Raw genomic sequence first — 20,482 nt, forward strand, 5'->3', positions numbered from 1 at the left:
ATTTCGGAAGGTACTATGTCTGAAATGCATCATGATCATGAATTAGAAATGAAAAAAGCTCTTCGTCCAACTATTGAGCACGACACTGAATATTGGGAGACGATCGAGCAATTGAATAACAATCCTGAATTTGCACAAAGAGCGCAAACAGAGTTCATGTCTTCTCCGCTTCGCGAAGAAGATGGCAACGATGGTTTTGCTCGTCGTGAATTCTTGAAGTTGATGGGCGCTTCTTTGGCAATGGCGACTGCAGGTTGCATTCGTCGTCCAGTGCAAAAGATTGTTCCTTACAACAAAATGCCTGAAGAAGTAACTTTAGGTACACCAAACTACTACACATCGGCCTACTTCGACGGTGTGGATCCAATCGCGGTTCTTATTAAAACTCGCGAAGGTCGTCCTATTAAAGTAGAGGCAACCCATGGTCATCCATTCAGCGGGAAAGGTTTGAACATCCGCTCTCAAGCATCATTGTTGAACCTTTACGATCCAGAGAGATTGCAAGGTCCAAGACACGATCTTTTCAATGAAAAGAAAAGCAACTCTCAAGGTGTTGATATCAAGTGGGAAGAGCTAGACAAAAAAGTTGTCGAGCAACTTGGTAAAGGCGGCGTTGTTATCTTGACGGGGCCAATCGCTTCTCCTTCAACACGCGCAGTAATTTCTGACTTCGCTCAAGGCTTCAAAGCGAAACACGTTGTTTGGAATGCACTTTCAAATGAAGACGTTGTTCTAGGTCAAAAAGCTTCTTACGGTGAAGAAGTTGTTCCCGCTTACCACTTCGACAAAGCGAAAATGATCGTTTCTGTTGATGCGGACTTCTTGGGTACTTGGGGTTCTCCAACGGCTTACACAAATCAATTTGTAGCTGGCCGTAAAGACATTAAGAACATGAACCGCTTGGTTTCTTTCGATTCAACTTACTCTCTGACAGGTGCGAACGCGGATATCCGTGTCAAAATCAAGCCTTCTCAACAGTTGGATGTTGTTCTTGGTCTTCTTCATGAAATCATCGTGAAGAAAGGGGCTTCTTCATACGCTGGCAACGGCTCTGTGAAAGCAGTTTTGGCTCCGTATTCTGACGTAGCTAAAAAATTGAACGTCGAGCCTGAATTGTTCGCGAAAGTAGCGGCTGATCTTTTGGCAAATAAAGGTCAATCACTAGTTGTTGCAGGTGGCATGGCGACTTTGACAGAAGATTCTAAAAATCTTCAAATCGCGGTGAACTTCCTGAACTCTGTTCTAGAGAACGAAGGTAAGACTGTTGATAAAGCGGGCAATCAAGCGACTAAATCTTCTTACGAAGATATGGCTCAGCTTGTGAAAGACATGGCTGATGGCAAAGTAACAACTTTGATCATCCATGGTGTGAACCCTGGCTTCGTATTGCCGGCTGAGTTTGGTTTCGGCGATGCAGTTAAAAAAGTTAAAATGGTTCTTTACACGGGCGACCGCGTTGATGAGACAGGCGCTCGCGCTGACTACATCATCCCAGACAATCATTTCCTAGAATCATGGAATGACATGGAAATCGCTCCAGGCGTCTTCACAGTCTGCCAACCAGCGATCCGTCCAATGTATGACACTCGTTCATTCCAATTGTCTTTGATGAACTGGGCCTTCATGGCGAAAGCCGGTCCACAACGTCTTCGTGATTACGAGACATTCTATGACTACTTGAGAGTTTACTGGAAAACAGACATCCATCCAAAAGTAGCTAAGGGCATGGCCTTCGAAGACTTCTGGCAAGAAGTTCTGCAAAAAGGTCACGCAGGCGAAATGGTGAAAGGTGCAGCAGCACGTTCATTTAAAGTAGATGCATTCACATCTATCAAGCCTGCAAAAGCTTCTGAAGGTTATGAACTTGTTCTTTACCCTACATCCCAAATGGGTGATGGATCTCTTGGTAACGTACCTTGGTTGTACGAAATTCCAGATCCAATCACTAAAGTGACTTGGGATAACTACGCTTCGATCTCTTTGGCGACTGCTGAAAAGCATCACTTGAAACAAGGTTCAGTGATCAGCTTGAAAGTGGGCGACAAAACGGTTGAGTTGCCAGTTTACGTTCAACCAGGCATGCACGACGATGTCGTTGCAGTTGCTGTAGGTTACGGCCGCACTAAAGCGGGTAAAGTAGGTAACGGTGTTGGTCAAAATACATTCGCATTGATGACTGTTTCTAAAGAAGGAAAAGTGACTGCGTCTGGTATGCCAGTGACATTCACAAAACTTTCTAAAACAATTCCGTTGGCGACAACTTCTGGAAACTTCACGATGGAAGGCCGTCAAATCGTAGCCTCTGCGTCTTTGAAGGATTATCAAAAATCTCCAAGAGCGGGCATTAAGAAGTATGAAGTTTGGTCGATCTGGTCAGGTCACCAATACTCTGGTCACAAATGGGGTATGGCTGTTGATCTTCACTCTTGCACAGGCTGTTCATCTTGCGTTGTAGCCTGCCAATCTGAAAACAACATCCCTGTTATTGGTAAGAAGTATGTTCTTGAAGGTCGTATCATGCACTGGATGCGTATCGACCGTTACTACACTGGCGATATCGCGAATGCAGAAGCTGTCTTCCAACCAGTTATGTGCCAACACTGTGACAATGCTCCTTGCGAAACTGTTTGTCCGGTTATTGCGACTTCTCACTCTGATGAGGGTCTGAATGACATGGTTTACAACCGTTGCGTAGGGACTCGTTACTGCGCGAATAACTGTCCTTATAAAGTACGTCGTTTCAACTGGTTCAACTACGCGAAGTTGATCGAGAAGCCAATGCACATGGCTTTGAATCCTTCAGTAGGCGTTCGTACTCGCGGTGTGATGGAGAAATGTACATTCTGTGTACAGCGTATCCACGACGCGAAGACATTGGCGCGCAATGAACAACGTCAAGTGAAAGATGGCGATGTGAAAACAGCCTGCCAAACTTCATGTCCTGCAAGCGCTATCGTGTTTGGTGATGTGAATGATCCAAACTCTGAAGTAGCTAAGATCTTCAAAACAGAAGAGCGCGGTTATGCATTGTTAGAAGAATGGCATGCAAAACCTTCAGTTCGTTATCTGTCTAAGATCCGTAACAACGATAAAGAAACTGTTGGTGGCCAAGAAGGTCACGGAACTGCGAAACAAGGTGAACACTCATGATTAAGCGCAATCCATTAGTCCTTGGAAATAAGACTTTGAAAGATGTTAGCGATGACATCTGCGCGCCATTGGAAAGATTCCCATCTAAAGGATGGGTTGGTCTTTTCCTTAGTGCGAAGACGTTGTTGTTATTTTATATCGTAATTCTTGGATGTGTCGTCGGCGTTGGTATCGGTTTGCTGGGTGTTACTCATCCGGTATTCTGGGGTACGATGATCGTTACATTCGTATTCTGGATCGGTATCGGTCACGCTGGTACCTTGATCTCTGCGGTTCTTTTCCTCTTCCGTCAGAAGTGGAGAACATCGGTCGCCAGAACTGCGGAAGCGATGACGGTCTTTGCCGTTATGACAGCGGGTCTTTTCCCACTTCTTCACACAGGTCGTCCTTGGCTTGATTACTGGTTGTTCCCGTATCCGAATCAACGTGGTCCATTGTGGGTGAATTTCCGTTCACCACTTCTTTGGGACGTGTTCGCGGTATCAACTTACGCGACTGTATCTATGGTATTCTGGTACATCGGTTTGGTTCCTGACTTTGCAACAATCAAAGACCGCGCGAAAAACAAACTTCGTCGTTCTTTGTACGGTGCTTTGTCATTGGGCTGGCGCGGTACTGCTAAGAACTGGTCGCACTACGAGATGGTGTACTTGATCCTTGCAGGTATTTCGACTCCGCTAGTTCTTTCAGTTCATACGATCGTATCATTCGACTTCGCGGTTTCTAACTTGCCAGGTTGGCATACAACGATCTTCCCTCCATACTTCGTTGCCGGTGCGATCTTCTCTGGTTTCGCGATGGTTGTGACGTTGATGACTTTGGTTCGTATCGGATTCAAAGAATTCCAAAACTACGTAACACTAGATCATATGGAAGTGATGAATAAGATCATCATGATGACTGGTATGATGGTTGGTTACGCATACGCTTCAGAATTCTTCATCGCATGGTACTCAGGCAACCCGTACGAGCGTTTCGTGTTCATCAACCGTGCGTTTGGTCCTTACTGGTGGTCATACTGGATCATGGTTTCTTGTAACGTTTTGATCCCACAAGTTTTCTGGTTCAAGAAAATGCGTCGTTCAATCCCTGTGATGTTCGTTGTTTCTATCTTTGTAAACATCGGTATGTGGTTCGAGCGTTTCGTTATCACGGTGACTTCATTGCACCGTGATTTCTTGCCGGCCAACTGGGGCATGTATCAATGGTCATGGTTCGATACTGGGGTTCTTGTTGGTTCCTTCGGTATGTTCCTGACTCTGTTCTTGTTGTATTTGCGCTTGTTCCCTGCGATTTCTATCGCGGAAGTGAAGCCCGTATTGCATGTAGGTTACGACGATAAAGGAGGGCACCACTAATGGCTTCTCAACAATATACTAAAGGTATTGCCGGTATCTGGGATGACGAAAGCAAAGTCGTGAAGGCTGCTTCAAAAACTCGTGAATCTGGCTTCACAAAGTTCGAAGCAATTTCTCCTTATCCTATCCACGGTATGGAAGAAGCTTGCGGTATCAAAAGATCATGGATTCCATGGGTTACTTTTGTTGCTGGCTGCGTAGGTTTGACTTGCGGTCTTCTTTTGACTTGGTGGACTTCAGCGGTGGACTGGGCTGTGAATATCGGTGGTAAACCGTTCTTCTCTCTTCCAGCGTTCATTCCAATTATGTTTGAGTTGACGATCCTTTTCGCGGCACTTTCATCTGTAGGCGCTTTGTTCTATGCAGTTAAAATTCCGCGTATCGATCCTCCTTCGATTGATCCTGATTTGAGTTCTCACAAATTTGCGATCTTCATTCCGTTCGGTGACACGGGATATGACGAATCGAAAATTGAGAAAATGTTCAAAGAGCTTGGCGCTCTTGAAGTTAAGAAGACGGAGTACTAAAAATGAGAAGCCTCGTGAATATCTCCATGGGTGTAGCGGCAGCAGGCTTGGCGGCGTTGGCGACAGTTAGCTTACTGACCAGTTGCGGCCCCCGCGGTAACAACCCGAACGTTGAAATTATTCAAGATATGATGGAATCTCCAGCGATTAAAGCGCAGGAGTACGATGAATCCTCTCCACACCACAGCGGAATGAGAGTTCCGCCTGAGCACACAGTTCCTGTAGGTTTCGAAGCTTACAGATATGCGACTGATCCAGAAGGTGCGGCGAAGAATTTGAAAAACCCTTACGCGGGTAAGATGGATCCAGAAACTTTGCTAGTGGGCCAAAAATACTTTGAGACAAATTGTGCAGTTTGCCACGGTTTCAAAGGTGAAGGCGGCGAAGCTGCGAAGTCAGTTGTATCTGGTAAAATGGCTTTGAAACCACCTTCTTTGTTATCTGATAAGGTAAAAGGTTGGCCAGATGGTCACGTTTTCCACGTGATCACGATGGGACAAGGTGTGATGGGTCCTTACGCATCTCACGTTCCACAACAATATCGTTGGCAAGTTGTTAACTACATTCGCTTCCTTGAGAAGCGTGATGGAAAATAGGAATTGGTATGGCTGATCACAATCATCACGACCTACATGTCTCTAAATTTGAAGCACCTGCGAAGCTAAAAACATTGAGCTTCGCACTTATTGCGATCGGTCTTTTGACCTTCGTAATCGGTTTGATGAAGAATCCAGATCGTCTTTGGACTTCTTATTTGGTGTCTTTCTTCTTCTTCTCTTGCTTGGGCCTCAGCGGTCTTTTCTGGGTAGCAATCAACAGTGCTGCGAAAGCAGGTTGGTCTGTTTCTATCCGCCGTTTCGCTGAAGCGACAACAGCATTCATCCCTTGGATCTTCGTAGGTGGCTTGGTTCTGCTTATTGGATTCAAAAAGCTTTACATCTGGGCAGACCCTGCAGTTATTGCGGCAAATCCAGTTGTAGCCGCTAAAACTGGTTATTTGAACGCAGGTTTCTTCGTTGTTCGTTTGCTTGTTTTCGTTGTGGGTTGCATGTTGTTCCGTTGGGCTATCGTTGGTAACTCTTTGAAACAAGATAAAACTGGCGATCCCGAATTGACGAATAAAATGGTAGGACCAGCAGTTGGTTTCATCATCTTCTTCGCGTTGATGTTCTCTTTCTTCAGCGTGGATTTGATCATGTCATTGCTTCCAACATGGTATTCGACAATCTTCGGTATTTATACATTTGCAGGTTTGTTCCAGGCGGGGCTTGCATTCCTTGCTATTGTGATCGTCTTGATGAGACGTTCTGGCTTGGTAAAAGGCTACGTAACTGTTGAGCATCAACATGATGTCGTGAAGTACCTAAAAGGTATGACAGTATTTTGGGCGTACATCGCGTTCTCTCAGTTTATGCTTCAATGGTATGCGAACTTGCCAGAAGAAACTGAATTCTACATCATGAGATCTATCGGCGGTTGGTTGTCTATTTCAACTGTCTTGCTAGTATTCCGCTTCATCGTTCCTTTCTTGGCATTGCTTCCTCGCGCAGCAAAACGCTCTGACAGCAACGTTATCGCGGTTTCTGTTCTAGTATTGGCTATGCAATACTTGGACATCTACTGGTTAGTATATCCAAACTTCTTCGACGGCCAGATCACATTCGGCTTCTGGGAAATCGGCATCTTCGCTGGCTTTGCAGGTCTGTTCATGCTTTGCCTATTCTCTTTCTGGAGCAAAAACAGCTTGGTTCCAACAAAAGACCCACGCATGCACGAAGCTCTAAACCACCACGTCACATACTAAAGGTACATACTAAAGGTACGCCGTACCTTTCTGCGATGCTGGGCATAAAAAAAGCCACCCAACCGGGTGGCTTTTTTATTTTACGCTTCTTCTTGTCGAAAGTTTTCAACAGTCAAAACCTCTGCACCTCAAATGACATCATGCATCTCAAAAAGGTACGGCGTACCTTTTGTTTTTTCGGAGGGGGGATTGATGCTGGTGTTGAAGGCCTGTGAACTATTTGTGGAGGGTTTATGGGTAGGGTTGTTTCTTTGGTGGTTGTTTTACTTTTTTCTTGTTCGGGAATGGCGGCTAGTTCGGAAAGAATTCAGAAATTGGTGGGGGAGTTTGAACACTTTCAAGTTTTGAAGATGTTAACTCGACAGGGGCCTCAACCGTTGCCGGATGACCCTGGCCATCCTTATCCAAATCCGCAACCACCATCGCAACATCAGCCTCCACCGCAAGAATGTCCTCCGTCGGGTGGGCCTGTTTCTAAAAGCTGTGTGGAGGCTGTCTGCAATCACTTGAGTCCGTTTGATTGCAACTCGCAAAGTGGTCTTGCTGATATCACACGAAATTGCCGCAATGTTAGTGGGGTTTGTGTGAACTCGATCTGCAATCGGGTGAGTCATTTCGATTGCGACGAAAAAAGTGAACTCTTCACTGTGACCAACATGTGTCGCGGAGTGGTCGACATGTCCTGTGTTGACTACATATGCTCGCGACTTTCCTATTTTGACTGCAACGAACTCGATAAGCTTCGCAAGATTGTAGATCAATGCCGTTAAGGCAAAAGAGGACACTAGGAATATTGTCGCAAGGTTGATGTCTTAGAATCCCTCCAATTCCTGCTATTTTGGTTCTTCGTTAGCCCTGTCGTCCAACTGGCCAGGGGCATTGTCCATATTCTTCAAAGATTTTTTGGCTTTGCCCTTAGCTTTTTTAAAGGACTTCTTTGCTGACTTTTTGGCCTTAGCAGTTTCCTCTTTGGCTCTTTCACCGGTTGCATTGGCCTCGGCTTTGACATCTTGGCTGGCTTTATCCAAAGAAGTCTTTGCATCTTTGCCGGATTCATCTGCCTTTTGAGAAGAGTCGTGAACACCTTGCTGCATTTTCGCTGAGCCCTCGTCGGCTTGTTTTTGAAGCTTATCCATATCGTATTGCGCAAGAGCGACGGAGCTGCAAATGAGCGTGGCGATAGTTAGAACGACTGCTTTCATTTAAATCTCCTTTACGAATATTCTTTGTCCTTTGATGGTGGACTTTGGGATAGCTAAGGTAAATCAGTAATTTGACAATGTTGTTTAAAGCTTTGTTTGCATGTGTCCACAGGCTTAACAGCAAGATGTAATCTGTTGGAGCTGACGGGTGGGCTCAGGTTTGCAATAGCTTAAAGGTAAGATGCAAGATTCATTTCGAGACATCATTTATCTCAGTCCGAGTCAGGAGCTGCCACACTATTTGACGCAGTTGCGTGGTGTGCGTTGGCGCTGGGCTCAGTCGACTGAAAAGCTAAAGCAAGTTCTAAATACTCAACAAGGAGAAACCTGCGTGATCGTACGCTCAGAATTTCTAAACATCCGCATTGTTCAAGCTTTCCTAAGCTGGGCCCAACTTAAGGGCAGAATGTCCTTCATCTTTATTGCGCAAACTATTGAAAACTCTGTTTATCAGTTGGGTTTTGGAAATTCCCGCGTGCTTTTCGTTCACGAATCAGAAGGTTCACGTATCACTGAATTGGTTCATCGCTGCTTGAGCGGTTTAGGGGTGAAAAGTCGCAAGGCCGAACGCCTGCCAGTTCAGTCTCCAATCATGTTAAAGAAGTCGATGATGGCCCTTCAATCTCCAACAGGTGTTGGGGTCCAGTTCCTGCGTGAAGGGGCGATGAAGGATTTCTCGCAAGGTGGAGCCCAAATCGAGATTTCCACGGCTTCGGTATCAGTTAAGGACTTTGTCAGCCTCATGTACCAAGACCAGCAAGGGAAGTGGGTGTCGATTGAGTCCCAAGTTCGCTGGATAGCATCATCAGTGGCTGGGAACCAGATTATTGGTGTGCAATTTCTTGCGGTGAATGCTTGACCCTCTGGCGGTGGCGGATTACTAATAATGTGATGCAAAATTTGCTTATTCTTTCATCATATTCGATTAACGTAATTCGCTTCAGCGATATCATCTACTCTGGTGAAGCCAGAGTGCAGAACAGCTAATGTCACAAGTTACAATTATTTTGCCTGATAACTCTACGAAGGTGTTCGACCACGAACCAACGGCGCTAGAAGTGGCGCAGTCTATTGGTCCTCGTTTGGCCAAAGAAACGTTGGGAGCGAAACTCAACGGTTCAGAAGAAATTTCTGACCTTCGCACAAAACTTAAAGATCAAACTAAAGTAGCCTTGATTACTACGAAATCGCCAGAAGCGGTGGATGTGATCCGTCACTCTGCAGCCCATATCATGGCGCAAGCGATTCAAGATATTTGGCCTGAAGTTAAAGTTACGATCGGTCCTGTGATCGAAAACGGCTTCTATTACGATTTTGATTCTCCGTTTGCATTTACCGAAGAACACTTTGCTCAAATCGAAAAGAAAATGGGCGAGATCGTTTCTCAAGACCTGCCAATTCATCGTGAAGACTGGCCTATCGCAAAAGCTATCGAAACATTCCAAGGAATGAAAGAGCGCTTTAAGGTAGAGCTTATCGAAGATCTTGCAAAACGTGGCGAAACAAATGTCGGTATCTACTACAATGGTACAAGCTGGTTTGATCTTTGCCGTGGACCTCACGTCCAGTCCACAGGACAAATCAAAGCGTTCAAACTTTTGAGCGTGGCGGGTGCCTACTGGAGAGGCGACGAGAAAAACGCGCAACTTCAACGTGTCTATGCAACAGCCTTCGGCGATAAAAAAGACCTCGATCTTTACCTGCACAATTTGGAAGAAGCGAAAAAACGCGATCACCGTAAGTTGGGTAAAGAGCTGGGCCTTTTCATGTTCCATGAGTTTGCTCCGGCTTCTCCGTTCTTCACGGGCAAGGGCACAGTTGTTTACAATCAACTGGTGAACTACATCCGCGAACTTTACATGGAATATGATTACCAAGAAGTGATCACTCCGCAGGTTTTCGATGTGGAGCTTTTCAAAACTTCTGGTCACTACAAAAACTACAAAGACAACATGTACTTCACGAAGCTGGATGAGCGTGACAACGCTTTGAAACCGATGAACTGTCCATGTCACTGTTTGATGTTCGCAGCGGAAAAGCACTCTTACCGTGAGCTTCCGTTAAGAATGGCTGACTTCGGTCGTTTGCATCGTTATGAAAAATCAGGTGCCATCCACGGGATTACTCGTGTGAGAACATTCTGCCAAGATGATGCTCACATCTTCTGCGCTTTGGATTCTTTGAAAGTTGAGATCTCAAGCTTCATTCAAATGTTGAACAAGATCTATCACACTTTGGGAATGCCAAACTACAAGATCTTGCTAGCGACTCGTCCAGAAAACCGCATGGGTTCTGACGAAGTTTGGGATCGTTCTGAAGGTGCTTTGGCGTCGGCTTTGACTGAGTTGAACATTCCATTCACATACTCTCCGGGGGAGGGGGCCTTCTATGGTCCTAAACTTGAGATGCATTTCGTGGATGCCTTGGGTCGCTCTTGGCAAACAGGTACGATCCAGGTGGACTTCAACCTTCCGGAAGCTTTCGATCTGAAATACACCGGCGAGGACAATAAAGAACATCGTCCAGTGATGCTTCACAGAGCTGTCTTGGGTTCTTTAGAGCGCTTTATTGGAGTTTACCTGGAACATACAGCGGGTCACTTACCACCATGGTTGTGCCCGACTCAGGTGGCGATCTTGAACGTCACGGACCGCGTGAACGTTTTCTGCGAAGAACTTATGAAATCTCTAAAAGATGCCAAAGTTCGCGTTGAATTTGACCGCCGAAGTGAGAAATTAAATTATAAAATTCGTGAAGCTCAACTTCAAAAAATCCCATACATGATTATCGTAGGGGATAAAGAAGCTGAGACAAAAACGGTTTCATTGCGTTTGAGAGACGGTTCAGAACACAAAGGTCTGACTGTGGATCAAGTGATGAATTTGATTACGACAGATATTAACACAAGAAGTCTGCAGAGCTCTCTTGCGAAGGCTGCAGCAACGAATGAATAAACCTACGGAGGTTTCCCATTAGCAAGTTTGAAGGTAATTTTAGAGGTGGTAACAGTGGCGGTCGTTTTGATCGTAACAAAAAAGACTCTAAAGATTCTTTGAGAGTGAATCGCGAGATTCGCGCCCAGCAAATCCGTGTCATCGACGACGAAGGCACAATGTTGGGAGTTATGACAGTCCCTGAGGCGTTACGTATTGCTGAAGATAGAGGCCTCGATCTTCTAGAGATTGCCCCGACAGCAACTCCTCCAACTTGTAAAATCATGGATTACGGCAAGTGGAAGTACGAGAAGAAAAAGCAAGCGACAGCCGCTCGTAAAAAGCAAACTGTTGTGACAATCAAAGAAGTGCAAATGCGTCCTCGTACGGATCAACATGACTTTGAAACAAAGATGAACCACGCTCGCCGCTTCCTTTTGGATGGCGACAAAGTAAAAGTGTCATTGCGTTTCATGGGTCGTGAGTTGGCCCATCAGGAACTAGGTATGGAAGTGATGCAAAAGGCGATCGCTTTCGTAAATGACCTAGCTTTGATCGAATCGAATCCAAAAATGGAAGGCAAACAGATGTTTTTGATGCTGGCTCCAGATCCAGTAAAAATCAAAGAGTATCAAAGAGCCCATCCCAACAAGTCGAAGCAGGACACTAAAGAACTTGCTGAACTTGAAGAAGTTGAAGAAGACGACGAAGAATAGAAACTTAAAAGGCAGCGGAAACGCTGCCTTTTTTTACCAAAGCGGTGTCTTGGGCTTGTGGCCTTTTAAAACCAGCTCGATATTTTCTAAACACAAATACCCCATGTCGTCACGAGTCTCTACCGTTGCACTAGCCATGTGCGGAGTTAAAAACACATTGTGATACTCAAGCAAACGTTTGTTGAAGTTGGGCTCTTCTTGAAAGACATCGAGACCGGCGGCAAACAGATGCTTTGACTCTAAAGCGCGAATCAACGCGTCCTCATCCACTAAAGTTCCACGAGCGACGTTCACAAGAACAGCTCCTGGCTTTAACTTTCCGAAAGCCTCATCATTCATAATATTTTTAGTTTCCGCAGATCCCGGTGCGTTCAAAGAAAGAATGTCACAGTGGGGGAGCATGTCGTGAAGGCTCTCAAAATACGTCGCATCTTTTTCTAAATCCGTCGTCAAACGTTGGCGATTGCAATACAAAATCTTCATGCCAAAACCACGAGCGCGATCTGCAACGGCGCGACCGATGCGGCCCATGCCGTAAATTCCTAAAGTCTTGCCGGTGACTCGCACGCCGAGCATTTCCGATTGACCGTAACTATGACCCCAACCTTGCTGCATGATCTCTAGATATTCACGACCGCGGCGGCAAGCATTCAGCATCAAAAGCATTGCAAGATCCGCAGTACAATCTGTCAAAACATCTGACGTATTTGTTAAATAAATACCGCGAGCTTTGGCGGCTTGAATATCAAGATTGTCAAAACCAACACTGCATGTGGAGATGATCTTCACGGTATCAGGTAGTTGCGCGATCGTTTCAGCGTTGATCTTTTGACGGTGTGAGACCATCAGAGCTGAAGCTTTTTTCGCGTTTGCGATTTTCAAAATCTCTTCTGTTGAGCATTCATGATCAGAAATCACAGCTGTGAATTTTTCTTGCGCTTTTTTTACGACGTGAGGTGGGGAAAGAAAAGTGATGAAGACTGAATTATTCATAGGAAATGCCTCTTAAGGTTAGTGTCTTCCCGTCAAAGTACCTGCGCAAGATTTTTTAGACTTTCATCCACTGAGAAATTGTGAGAAGGTCGCGCTATGACAAACTCGACAGCATGGATTGTATTAGTGATTGCGGGAATTTTGGAATTCGTATGGGCTACAGGCTTGAAGTATTCCGAAGGCTTTTCCAAATTGGTCCCATCGATTTTTACTTTGGTCACTATGGCCATCAGTTTTTATCTCTTGTCATTGGCGATGAAAGTTCTGCCGGTGGGCGTGTCGTATACAGTGTGGACGGGGATTGGTGCTCTAGGTGCAATCATCATTGGAGCCATCGTTTTTAAAGAGCCGCTGTCGCTCACCAAGGGAATTTGTCTGCTGATGATTCTTGGCGGAATACTGGGCTTAAAATTTCTGGAAAATTAAAAGCGCCAAGGTTATGGCGCTGGCAAAAGATTTGGATCTAATCTGTTCTGATAGAACTACTCGCAGTGTTCTTTCGCGAATTTTACCAGATCTGGTGAAGTTGATTTGATCGGATCCAAACCTCTTTCGTTAATCAATGTGTAAGCATAATCGTTGATGTAGGCGTTAAAGCGGGCCTCATAGTTAAGTCCATCACAAATACCCCAAAGACCGGTGTCATTACCAAAGTAAGTCTTCTGATGATGCCCGCGAATTTGAACTTCTCCGTCGCGTGGGGTTGTGCAGGTGTATTCACAAGACCAAATGCGTTTACCGCCCCACCAGTGATTGACGACGCCATTTTCCGCATATTGCTTTGAATATGGATCGACGTGGCAGTAGCACTGCGAAGCCTGCGCTACGGATAAGCCCAAAATAATGAGCCCCAGCCATAAGCTAAACACCGTGACAATAAACGACAGACCACGCATGGGCCACCTCGCATATAGTAAAGTTCAGGAAATAAGATCCGCTTTATTATCTACGAAAGCAAACGGTGAGCCATTTCCACACTTCAGGGCGGCGTTCTCCAATGTCAAAGTGGTTGCCATCAAATTCGACAAAATCGTGAGAGATTTGATGGCCCTTTAGTAATGCAGAAATCTGACGAGTTCCATACTGCAAATTAAAATTGTCTTTCGTGCCGACATCCAGATAGATGGCATTCAGTTTTTTCAAATGAACTGCGCGTTTCGCGAGAAAATGCAGAGGATCTTTCTCTAAAAACTCATTCCAGATCGCAGGAATTTTTTCACCTGTCTTTGTGTCCAGAGGATATTTGAAATCACCGTGTTCACCTTGAGCCGCGTAGCATGCTGACATGCCGAAGGCGTTTAAGAGCGAATGCCAGTTGCGATTTTTCATCAGGCGTCCATTGCGAAGTTCTTCCAAGGCGCGAAGGCCTGATTGGTATTTCTCCCAGAAGGGTAGAGCTTGATAGAGATCAGGAAGTAAACTGGCTTCAAAGAATGAGTCCGGTGCCACCGCTGCAACTACAGAAAAAATATCGGGATGCTTTGATGCCAAATGAAGGGCGCCATAGCCGCCACTAGAGCCGCCCATCACGCACCAGTCAGAAGATTTTTTTGAAACATCATAATGCTTTTTCAAAGCGGGAACGATTTCCTGAATGATGTAGTCTTCATAATTTCCCACTGCCGCGGAATTCAGAAACTGCGAGCCACCCCAAGTGCTCAAAGCATCCACGAAAACATAAAGAGCCTCTGGCGCTTCTCCGCGAGCGCAAGCTTGATCGATACCTTGAACCGCGTTTTGCTCATTGAATTTGCCATTAAAATAAAATGGCGCGTTGCCGCTGAAGCCTCCTAAGACAAAAACAACCGGCCACGGTCCTTGAGACTTAGGAACCAACAAGGGATTGTAACGGACAAAGGGATCTTTTAGGGGATTGTTCCTTAAGGCGTCGCTAGTGATTTTTAAAGTTTCGATTTTGAAGTGAGTCACTTCAAAGGCCTGTAGATTTGAAAGCACTTCGTTATTCATCATGAAGTGATGATGACATTAGGTTTTGTTCAATTCAACTCGTGATGCTCTGCCAAGGCCTGTAGATTAAGGATTCTTTTTAGAGGTCGCATCCAAATGAATGATCTTTTCAAACTCTTTGCTGTAGGAATGCAAATCTGCCCGTTGAAAACCATTTTCTTTTAAGAATTCTATCAACATCGGATTTTTAAGATTGATCCCTTTGATGATGACAACTTTAACTTCGGGATGAGACAGCGCGAGTGCAGACGCTGACTTCAGAAAAGCTGTCATTGTTTTGACAAATAAAGTATTGATGCTGTTGGCGCGTTTGCCCAGGCCGACGCCTCCGTCTTTTTCGTAAGTGCGGATGTGTACCAGATCAAGGAAAAGATGGTCCTCCATAAGGGTGGTGCGCGTGATGAAATCGCCTTGGCCCGAAATTTCATAACGTTGAGATTCTCCGCCCAGTTTCTGCATCAGGTTTCTTTGAATTTCATAAGTGACAGGGTCATTCCAATAACGTTTCCACATTGCTGTGGGGACGCGGGGAATCGCCGTCATAAGATTCTGAAAGGAAGGCATCGCGGAAAGTTCCGAAAAATTGTAGAGGATATTGATCGCGTCCACATTGAAGAGGCTTTCACATTTCACCGGCGCTGAAACAGAGCTATCAGCCACAGCCGAAAATGGCAGCGCAGCTGTCAATGAAATGACGACTAGAAATGTTGAGATCGACTTAAGATCCATGCTTTTTTTAGAGAGCAAGCTCAGTGCCCAGTAAGATGTCTCAAAACAAAACGCAAGAGTGTCTCAAGGTGAGTTTCCTATTAAGTGCACTCGCCACCTCTATTTTCATCGCGAAAAATGCCGAAAATAAATTATCGAGGTTGTGATGAAGTTTTTGGGATTCCCGTATTTTCTTCCCGTATTGATTCTATCTGTTGCTATTTCTGCGGGAGCGACCGGACTTGGTCGAAAAATCAACGACGTCACGGTGCAGTCGAAAGCGGAGGCATCTTCTTCGCAAAAAATGAAAATCACTGCGAAAACTTCATCGTTAGGCGCGGCTTATTCAGTTCGCGAAATAACTACCAGCGCAAGAACTGTAAGAGAATTCGTCAATGCTGACGGAGTCGTTTTCGCTGTGGCATGGGTTGGCGAAGGCCGCCCTGACTTTACCGACGTTTTTGGCGACTACTACAGTAAATATAAAACAGCCTTGGCTCAGTCGCGTCTCACGCAACCTCGGGTTCGTAACCATCTTGCCATTAATACCTCAGACATCGTCGTTAAGAATTCAGCGATGGGTTCGATGATGAAAGGTTTTGCCTATATTCCTAACTTACTTCCTTCAGGCGTTGCGGCTGAGGATCTTAAATGAAACAAATCCTTCTCATCTTAGCTTTTTCATCTTTGCTGGTTTCATGTAGCGGCAGCGGTGGGTCGACCGCGATCCCTTTTGACGACGGAACTGCAGCCGCTGCTGCGACCATGTCGGGAAATAATGTCGTCCCATTGCAAATCGGAAGTTCGGGCACTCTGAATGTGCCGGTGGCCACTGTCACTGTGTGCAGTCTGGGAAACACTAGCCAATGCGTGACTATTCCCAATATTCTTATCGATACGGGCAGCAGTGGTCTTCGTGTTTTTAGTTCTTTCCTGACGGGCTTGTCTTTGACTCAAGTCACAGATGGATCCGGCAATAGCATTGCTCGTTGCGTGAACTTTGGCGATGGAACCAATCAGTGGGGCCCAGTCAAAAAGGCCACAGTCATTATTGGTGGTGAGACAGTTTCATCCGTCAATATTGAAGTCATCGATGCTTCATATAAGACAGTGCCCAGTCACTGTAATGGAGCTGAAAGCAGCCCTTCTGATTACAATGGCATCTTAGGTGTAGGAACGCGAGATCAAGATTGCGGAAGCAGTGCTGATTGCACGCAAGCTAATAATAACGGATGGTATTTCACTTGTACGTCTGGATCTTCAACTTGCACGGACACGGGGGCAGCTCTTAATCTTCAAGTTGAAAACCCAATTGCCTTGATGGATACGACAGCGAATGTGGATGGAATTGATGATAGCGGTGGTTCTTCGATCATCTTGCCATCGATTCCCGATAGCGGTGTTTTGTCGGCATCGGGTTATTTAGTTTTTGGTATTGGAACTCGCTCCAACAATACTCCTTCAAATTCTGCGAAAGTTTTGACGACGAATTCAGAGGGATATTTCTACACCACCTACGATGGCACCAGCTTTATTCCGTCCTTGCTGGACAGCGGATCGAATGCCTTTTTCTTTCCGGCAACATCGAGCTCTCCAAACACTTGCAGCGGTGGTTGGTACTGCCCGGATTCGACTGTAACCTTGAATGCAACTCACAAGGCCTACACGGGGGGGGCTTCTTATAGCACCTCTTTTGATGTCATAGATATGAGACGAGCTTTTGTAAGCAACAACAGCGCATATCCATCGGACGGCGCCGAAGAGGATTCTATGTTTATCTGGGGGCTGCCTTATTTCTATGGCCGTCAGGTCTACACCTCGATTTACGGAAAAACCGTGACCATCAACGGAACCACCTATACGACAAGTCCTGTGGTTGCGTACTAAATGCATGAAATTACGTGCTTTTTTGTTATATCCACGGGTTTGGTCTAAGAAATAGGCTAAGCCCTTAAAAAGCTTGATTTTCCCGTCACTTCCACCTAAAACAGTGAGTCCATAATTATAACTGTCTAAGGCATGACTAAGAGCTGTCCTATCCAGGAGAGACGCCTTATCGGTAGAAGGTAAGTATTATGAAAATGCGCACACACTCTGGCGCTAAAAAACGCATGAAAGTTCTTTCAAGCGGTAAAATCAAAAAGAAAAGCACTCGCATGCGTCACTTGAACTCACACATGAGCTCAAAAACTAAAAGACAACTAGGTAAGACATCATACGTTGAAGATGCAAACATGCTTCAAGCTCGCCGTTGCTTGGTATTCTAAGCACTGGTCTGACGTAATTAACTCTCTTAATTTATAGATATTGTCTGAGGTAGAAAATGGCTCGTGTAAAAAGTGGTAAAACAAATCGTGCTCGTCACAAAAAAGTTCTAAAAAGATCAAAAGGTTATTATGCAGCGGGTTCTCGCTCATACATCCACGCAGTTGAGAAAAATGACCGTGGTATGGCTTTCGCTTACCGTGATCGTAAAGCTAAAAAACGTTCGTTCCGCACTTTGTGGAATCAACGTATCAATGCAGCTGCTCGTTTGAACGGCACTACATACTCTCGTTTGATTGGTGGTTTGATCAAAGCTGGTATCCAAGTTGACAGAAAAGTTTTGGCTGACTTGGCTATCACTGATGCAGCGGGCTTCACAGCTCTTTGCAAACACGCTTTGGCGTAGGTCTACACTTCAACTTTGTTGTCGTGTTTACACTTCAACGTTGTTGAAGTAAGGGTGCCAAGGTTATGAAAGAGTCCAATCAACAGTTTGAACAAAGAAAGCGCGATCATATCAGAATCGCGCTGGACCCAAGGACACAAGCCGAGGGACAAAACGGGTTGGGCTCTGTAGAGTTAATCCATGAGGCTTTGCCTGATTTGGATTTTAAAGAGGTCGACATTTCGACCTCTTTCTTTTTTTCTGGCGCATCTTCACTTCAGAAGGATGCGATTTCTTTAAAGCTTTCCTCTCCGATTTTTATCTCATCAATGACTGCGGGACATGAAAATGGCCGTCAGATCAACGAGGCTTTGGCGTGTCTTAGTGATCGCCGTCAAATTTTAATGGGTGTTGGATCGCAACGTCGTGAATTGGATGATTCCAATGCAGCCGAAGAGTGGGCTCAGGTGCGCAGAGTTGCACCTAAGGCACGTCTTTTGGGAAATATTGGAATCACTCAGTTGATTAAGACGCCGATTGATAAGATTCAAAAGTTGATTGATGCCACAGAAGCCGTCGCGCTTTTCGTGCATTTAAATCCACTTCAAGAGGTTTTGCAGCCTGAGGGGACACCTTCTTTTAAAAACGGCCTAGAAGCTATTGAGAACTTAGTTCGTTTTTCCAGGGTCCCCATCATCGTCAAAGAGGTCGGCTGTGGTTTTTCCGTTGAAACTTTGAAACGGTTAGAGAACACCGGCGTTTTTGCGGTTGATGTTTCTGGGAAGGGTGGTACTCATTGGGGACGTGTCGAGGGTTACAGATCCTCTGAAAACGACATGCTTTACCAAGTGGCGCAGACTTTCCAAAATTGGGGTGTCAGCACCGTGCAAAGCATGCTGAATGCCACGGAAGCACGGATTTCTTATGAAGTATGGGCCTCTGGCGGAGTTCGAAATGGTCTTGAAGCGGCCAAATTGATCGCCTTGGGTGCGAAAAAAGTCGGAATTGCGAAGCCCTTCCTTGAAGCGGCTCTACAAGGCGATGCAGCACTAGAGGCATTGCTCAATAGACTTGAGACCGAACTTAAGATCACAATGTTCTGTACTGGTTCTCGAACGCTTCAGGATTTGCAAACGAAGAAGGTGATTCTATGAAAAAACAACTGCAAGATGTTTTTAAAGGTTTCTCCAAACTTTCCCGTGAAGAAAGATTGAAGGCTTTGCGCGAAGTGGGCGCTTTGCATGACTCTGATATCGAATATCTTTCTAAGGGTGGTCTTCGCGATACAACTCTTGGTGAAAAATTCATCGAAAACGTTATTGGTTATTTCCAAATGCCTTTGGGCGTTGCTACGAATTTCCGTATCGACGGCAAAGACTTTGTGATTCCTATGGCCGTAGAAGAAACCTCTATCGTGGCTGCGGTTTGCAAAAGTGCAAAATGGATTCGCGAATCAGGTTCTATCACAACAGAGGTTGTGGGTGCAGAAATCATCGGTCAAATTCAGTGCGCAAAAATCAAAGACTTCACGCATTTTGAAAAACAAATTTTATCTCAGAAAAACTACATGATCGAAATCTCGAACCGCGAAGTGGCTTTCGGCCTTGTTCGTCGCGGTGGCGGAGTTCGTGATATTCAAGTTCGTCGCGTACCTCGCGGTGACGGCAGTGACATGGCTGTGGTTCACGTTTTAATGGACCCTTGCGATGCCATGGGTGCCAACATCATGAATCAAGTGTGCGAATTCTTGAAAGAGCCGATCGAGCAATTTACTGGTGAAAAAGTAACGATGTGTATTCTTTCAAATCTTGTCGATACGAAAATCACAAGAGCTGTTGTGCACGTCAAAGACATCGATGCTGATTTGGCTGAAAAAATTGAAGAAGCTTCTTTATTCGCACAACAGGATCCTTACCGTGCAGCGACCAACAACAAAGGTGTACTGAATGGTATCGATCCGGTTCTAGTTGCGACAGGTAATGACTGGCGCGCCGTGGAGGCGGGCATTCATGCTTATGCTTGTCGTGATGGTCAGTATCGCTCGATCACTCGTTGGTACCGTGAAAACGGTGGTTTGACGGGTGTGTTTGAAGCTCCCCTAGTTGTGGGCACAGTCGGTGGTGTGACGACTCTTCACCCAACAGCGATGATGTGTATGAAAATGCTTGGCACTCAATCTGCGAATGAACTTTCTCGCGTGATTGCGGCTGTGGGCTTGGTACAAAATTTAGGTGCTCTGAAGGCCTTGACGACAGTTGGTATTATCGAAGGTCACATGAAGCTTCATACGAAAAACCTAGCGTTGGGTGCTGGTGCGGAAGAAAAAGAAATTCCAATGGTGCAAAAGAAACTAGAGGAAATTTTGGCGATTCGTAAGCGCATTTCATTAAGCAATGCCATCGACGTCCTCAAAGAACTTCGTGCTGGTCAGCCTGCGACGACGGCAACAACGACGACTCATCATCACTAGGAG

At 45.5% G+C, this 20,482-nt stretch carries 21 protein-coding genes; 16 read left to right on the forward strand and 5 right to left on the reverse strand.

Annotated elements, in window-relative coordinates:
• Window positions 1–15 precede the first annotated feature (15 nt).
• The 6 genes from VF412_RS07550 to VF412_RS07575 all read left to right on the forward strand — a co-directional run bounded on the left by VF412_RS07550 (window position 16) and on the right by VF412_RS07575 (window position 7,609).
• Window positions 16–3,150, forward strand: a complete 3,135-nt coding sequence (locus VF412_RS07550) for a TAT-variant-translocated molybdopterin oxidoreductase (protein WP_331338614.1) — start codon at window positions 16–18, stop codon at window positions 3,148–3,150.
• Entirely contained in the window at window positions 3,147–4,508 is a 1,362-nt protein-coding gene (nrfD, locus tag VF412_RS07555; protein WP_331338615.1) for an NrfD/PsrC family molybdoenzyme membrane anchor subunit, read from the forward strand. Before VF412_RS07550 ends, nrfD begins: the two co-directional genes overlap by 4 nt.
• Window positions 4,508–5,035: a DUF3341 domain-containing protein gene (locus VF412_RS07560; protein WP_331338616.1), complete on the forward strand. Its 528-nt coding sequence runs from the start codon at window positions 4,508–4,510 to the stop codon at window positions 5,033–5,035. The genes nrfD and VF412_RS07560 overlap by 1 nt, the downstream gene beginning before the upstream one ends.
• Window positions 5,036–5,037: 2 nt before the next feature.
• Window positions 5,038–5,631 (forward strand): cytochrome c, encoded by a 594-nt coding sequence (locus tag VF412_RS07565; protein WP_331338617.1) that lies wholly within the window; start codon window positions 5,038–5,040, stop codon window positions 5,629–5,631.
• Between the two features lie 8 nt (window positions 5,632–5,639).
• Window positions 5,640–6,839: a molybdopterin oxidoreductase gene (locus VF412_RS07570; RefSeq protein ID WP_331338618.1), complete on the forward strand. Its 1,200-nt coding sequence runs from the start codon at window positions 5,640–5,642 to the stop codon at window positions 6,837–6,839.
• Between the two features lie 233 nt (window positions 6,840–7,072).
• Window positions 7,073–7,609: a hypothetical protein gene (locus VF412_RS07575; protein ID WP_331338619.1), complete on the forward strand. Its 537-nt coding sequence runs from the start codon at window positions 7,073–7,075 to the stop codon at window positions 7,607–7,609.
• 63 nt (window positions 7,610–7,672) lie between these two features.
• On the opposite strand, the gene VF412_RS07580 is transcribed toward VF412_RS07575, so the two are convergent.
• Window positions 7,673–8,041, reverse strand: a complete 369-nt coding sequence (locus VF412_RS07580; protein ID WP_331338620.1) for a hypothetical protein — start codon at window positions 8,039–8,041, stop codon at window positions 7,673–7,675.
• A gap of 181 nt (window positions 8,042–8,222) precedes the next feature.
• On the opposite strand from VF412_RS07580, the gene VF412_RS07585 reads away from it, so the two are divergent.
• The 3 genes from VF412_RS07585 to infC all read left to right on the forward strand — a co-directional run bounded on the left by VF412_RS07585 (window position 8,223) and on the right by infC (window position 11,690).
• A complete protein-coding gene (locus tag VF412_RS07585) occupies window positions 8,223–8,900 on the forward strand; it encodes a PilZ domain-containing protein (RefSeq protein WP_331338621.1) in 678 nt (225 codons plus the stop codon).
• Between the two features lie 127 nt (window positions 8,901–9,027).
• Window positions 9,028–10,995 carry a threonine--tRNA ligase gene (gene thrS, locus VF412_RS07590; RefSeq protein WP_331338622.1) on the forward strand — a complete coding sequence of 656 codons (1,968 nt, stop codon included), beginning with the start codon at window positions 9,028–9,030 and terminating at the stop codon, window positions 10,993–10,995.
• A gap of 104 nt (window positions 10,996–11,099) precedes the next feature.
• Complete coding sequence (gene infC / locus VF412_RS07595) at window positions 11,100–11,690, forward strand: translation initiation factor IF-3 (RefSeq protein ID WP_331338623.1); 591 nt, start codon at window positions 11,100–11,102, stop codon at window positions 11,688–11,690.
• Window positions 11,691–11,723: 33 nt separating this feature from the next.
• Here the strand turns inward: infC and VF412_RS07600 are convergent, their stop codons facing one another.
• Window positions 11,724–12,683: a D-glycerate dehydrogenase gene (locus VF412_RS07600; protein WP_331338624.1), complete on the reverse strand. Its 960-nt coding sequence runs from the start codon at window positions 12,681–12,683 to the stop codon at window positions 11,724–11,726.
• Between the two features lie 96 nt (window positions 12,684–12,779).
• Here VF412_RS07600 and VF412_RS07605 point away from each other — a divergent pair, with 96 nt between their 5' ends.
• The gene (locus tag VF412_RS07605) at window positions 12,780–13,109 is read left to right on the forward strand and encodes a multidrug efflux SMR transporter (RefSeq protein ID WP_331338625.1); all 330 of its coding nucleotides are present in this window, start codon (window positions 12,780–12,782) and stop codon (window positions 13,107–13,109) included.
• Window positions 13,110–13,165: 56 nt separating this feature from the next.
• Here VF412_RS07605 and VF412_RS07610 read toward each other — a convergent pair whose 3' ends face one another.
• The 3 genes from VF412_RS07610 to VF412_RS07620 form a co-directional block, all read right to left on the reverse strand.
• Window positions 13,166–13,579: a hypothetical protein gene (locus tag VF412_RS07610; RefSeq protein ID WP_331338626.1), complete on the reverse strand. Its 414-nt coding sequence runs from the start codon at window positions 13,577–13,579 to the stop codon at window positions 13,166–13,168.
• 46 nt (window positions 13,580–13,625) lie between these two features.
• A complete protein-coding gene (locus VF412_RS07615) occupies window positions 13,626–14,654 on the reverse strand; it encodes an alpha/beta hydrolase (protein ID WP_331338627.1) in 1,029 nt (342 codons plus the stop codon).
• Window positions 14,655–14,717: 63 nt separating this feature from the next.
• On the reverse strand, window positions 14,718–15,380 hold the full coding sequence (locus VF412_RS07620; RefSeq protein WP_331338628.1) for a hypothetical protein: 663 nt from the start codon (window positions 15,378–15,380) through the stop codon (window positions 14,718–14,720).
• A 145-nt stretch (window positions 15,381–15,525) separates the two neighbouring features.
• On the opposite strand from VF412_RS07620, the gene VF412_RS07625 reads away from it, so the two are divergent.
• The 6 genes from VF412_RS07625 (at window position 15,526) to VF412_RS07650 (ending at window position 20,479) form a co-directional block, all read left to right on the forward strand.
• Window positions 15,526–16,014, forward strand: a complete 489-nt coding sequence (locus tag VF412_RS07625; RefSeq protein ID WP_331338629.1) for a DUF2844 domain-containing protein — start codon at window positions 15,526–15,528, stop codon at window positions 16,012–16,014.
• Window positions 16,011–17,246 carry a DUF3443 family protein gene (locus tag VF412_RS07630; protein ID WP_331338630.1) on the forward strand — a complete coding sequence of 412 codons (1,236 nt, stop codon included), beginning with the start codon at window positions 16,011–16,013 and terminating at the stop codon, window positions 17,244–17,246. Before VF412_RS07625 ends, VF412_RS07630 begins: the two co-directional genes overlap by 4 nt.
• A 188-nt stretch (window positions 17,247–17,434) precedes the next feature.
• Window positions 17,435–17,626 carry a 50S ribosomal protein L35 gene (rpmI, locus tag VF412_RS07635; protein ID WP_331338631.1) on the forward strand — a complete coding sequence of 64 codons (192 nt, stop codon included), beginning with the start codon at window positions 17,435–17,437 and terminating at the stop codon, window positions 17,624–17,626.
• A 56-nt stretch (window positions 17,627–17,682) separates the two neighbouring features.
• Window positions 17,683–18,030, forward strand: coding sequence for a 50S ribosomal protein L20 (gene rplT / locus VF412_RS07640; protein WP_331338632.1), 348 nt, complete (start codon window positions 17,683–17,685; stop codon window positions 18,028–18,030).
• Between the two features lie 65 nt (window positions 18,031–18,095).
• Window positions 18,096–19,163, forward strand: coding sequence for a type 2 isopentenyl-diphosphate Delta-isomerase (gene fni, locus VF412_RS07645; RefSeq protein ID WP_331338633.1), 1,068 nt, complete (start codon window positions 18,096–18,098; stop codon window positions 19,161–19,163).
• Window positions 19,160–20,479 carry a hydroxymethylglutaryl-CoA reductase, degradative gene (locus VF412_RS07650; protein WP_331338634.1) on the forward strand — a complete coding sequence of 440 codons (1,320 nt, stop codon included), beginning with the start codon at window positions 19,160–19,162 and terminating at the stop codon, window positions 20,477–20,479. The genes fni and VF412_RS07650 overlap by 4 nt, the downstream gene beginning before the upstream one ends.
• Window positions 20,480–20,482 lie beyond the last annotated feature (3 nt).

It is taken from the genome of Bdellovibrio sp. (assembly GCF_036384735.1).
Lineage (GTDB): Bacteria > Bdellovibrionota > Bdellovibrionia > Bdellovibrionales > Bdellovibrionaceae > Bdellovibrio.

Bases quoted from the DNA above. Each gene is read 5' to 3' on its own strand.
- VF412_RS07550 (WP_331338614.1), top strand. From the start codon at position 16: ATGTCTGAAATGCATCATGATCATGAATTAGAAATGAAAAAAGCTCTT.
- nrfD (WP_331338615.1), top strand. From the start codon at position 3,147: ATGATTAAGCGCAATCCATTAGTCCTTGGAAATAAGACTTTGAAAGAT.
- VF412_RS07560 (WP_331338616.1), top strand. From the start codon at position 4,508: ATGGCTTCTCAACAATATACTAAAGGTATTGCCGGTATCTGGGATGAC.
- VF412_RS07565 (WP_331338617.1), top strand. From the start codon at position 5,038: ATGAGAAGCCTCGTGAATATCTCCATGGGTGTAGCGGCAGCAGGCTTG.
- VF412_RS07570 (WP_331338618.1), top strand. From the start codon at position 5,640: ATGGCTGATCACAATCATCACGACCTACATGTCTCTAAATTTGAAGCA.
- VF412_RS07575 (WP_331338619.1), top strand. From the start codon at position 7,073: ATGGGTAGGGTTGTTTCTTTGGTGGTTGTTTTACTTTTTTCTTGTTCG.
- VF412_RS07580 (WP_331338620.1), bottom strand. From the start codon at position 8,041: ATGAAAGCAGTCGTTCTAACTATCGCCACGCTCATTTGCAGCTCCGTC.
- VF412_RS07585 (WP_331338621.1), top strand. From the start codon at position 8,223: ATGCAAGATTCATTTCGAGACATCATTTATCTCAGTCCGAGTCAGGAG.
- thrS (WP_331338622.1), top strand. From the start codon at position 9,028: ATGTCACAAGTTACAATTATTTTGCCTGATAACTCTACGAAGGTGTTC.
- VF412_RS07600 (WP_331338624.1), bottom strand. From the start codon at position 12,683: ATGAATAATTCAGTCTTCATCACTTTTCTTTCCCCACCTCACGTCGTA.
- VF412_RS07605 (WP_331338625.1), top strand. From the start codon at position 12,780: ATGACAAACTCGACAGCATGGATTGTATTAGTGATTGCGGGAATTTTG.
- VF412_RS07610 (WP_331338626.1), bottom strand. From the start codon at position 13,579: ATGCGTGGTCTGTCGTTTATTGTCACGGTGTTTAGCTTATGGCTGGGG.
- VF412_RS07615 (WP_331338627.1), bottom strand. From the start codon at position 14,654: ATGATGAATAACGAAGTGCTTTCAAATCTACAGGCCTTTGAAGTGACT.
- VF412_RS07620 (WP_331338628.1), bottom strand. From the start codon at position 15,380: ATGGATCTTAAGTCGATCTCAACATTTCTAGTCGTCATTTCATTGACA.
- VF412_RS07625 (WP_331338629.1), top strand. From the start codon at position 15,526: ATGAAGTTTTTGGGATTCCCGTATTTTCTTCCCGTATTGATTCTATCT.
- VF412_RS07630 (WP_331338630.1), top strand. From the start codon at position 16,011: ATGAAACAAATCCTTCTCATCTTAGCTTTTTCATCTTTGCTGGTTTCA.
- rpmI (WP_331338631.1), top strand. From the start codon at position 17,435: ATGAAAATGCGCACACACTCTGGCGCTAAAAAACGCATGAAAGTTCTT.
- rplT (WP_331338632.1), top strand. From the start codon at position 17,683: ATGGCTCGTGTAAAAAGTGGTAAAACAAATCGTGCTCGTCACAAAAAA.
- fni (WP_331338633.1), top strand. From the start codon at position 18,096: ATGAAAGAGTCCAATCAACAGTTTGAACAAAGAAAGCGCGATCATATC.
- VF412_RS07650 (WP_331338634.1), top strand. From the start codon at position 19,160: ATGAAAAAACAACTGCAAGATGTTTTTAAAGGTTTCTCCAAACTTTCC.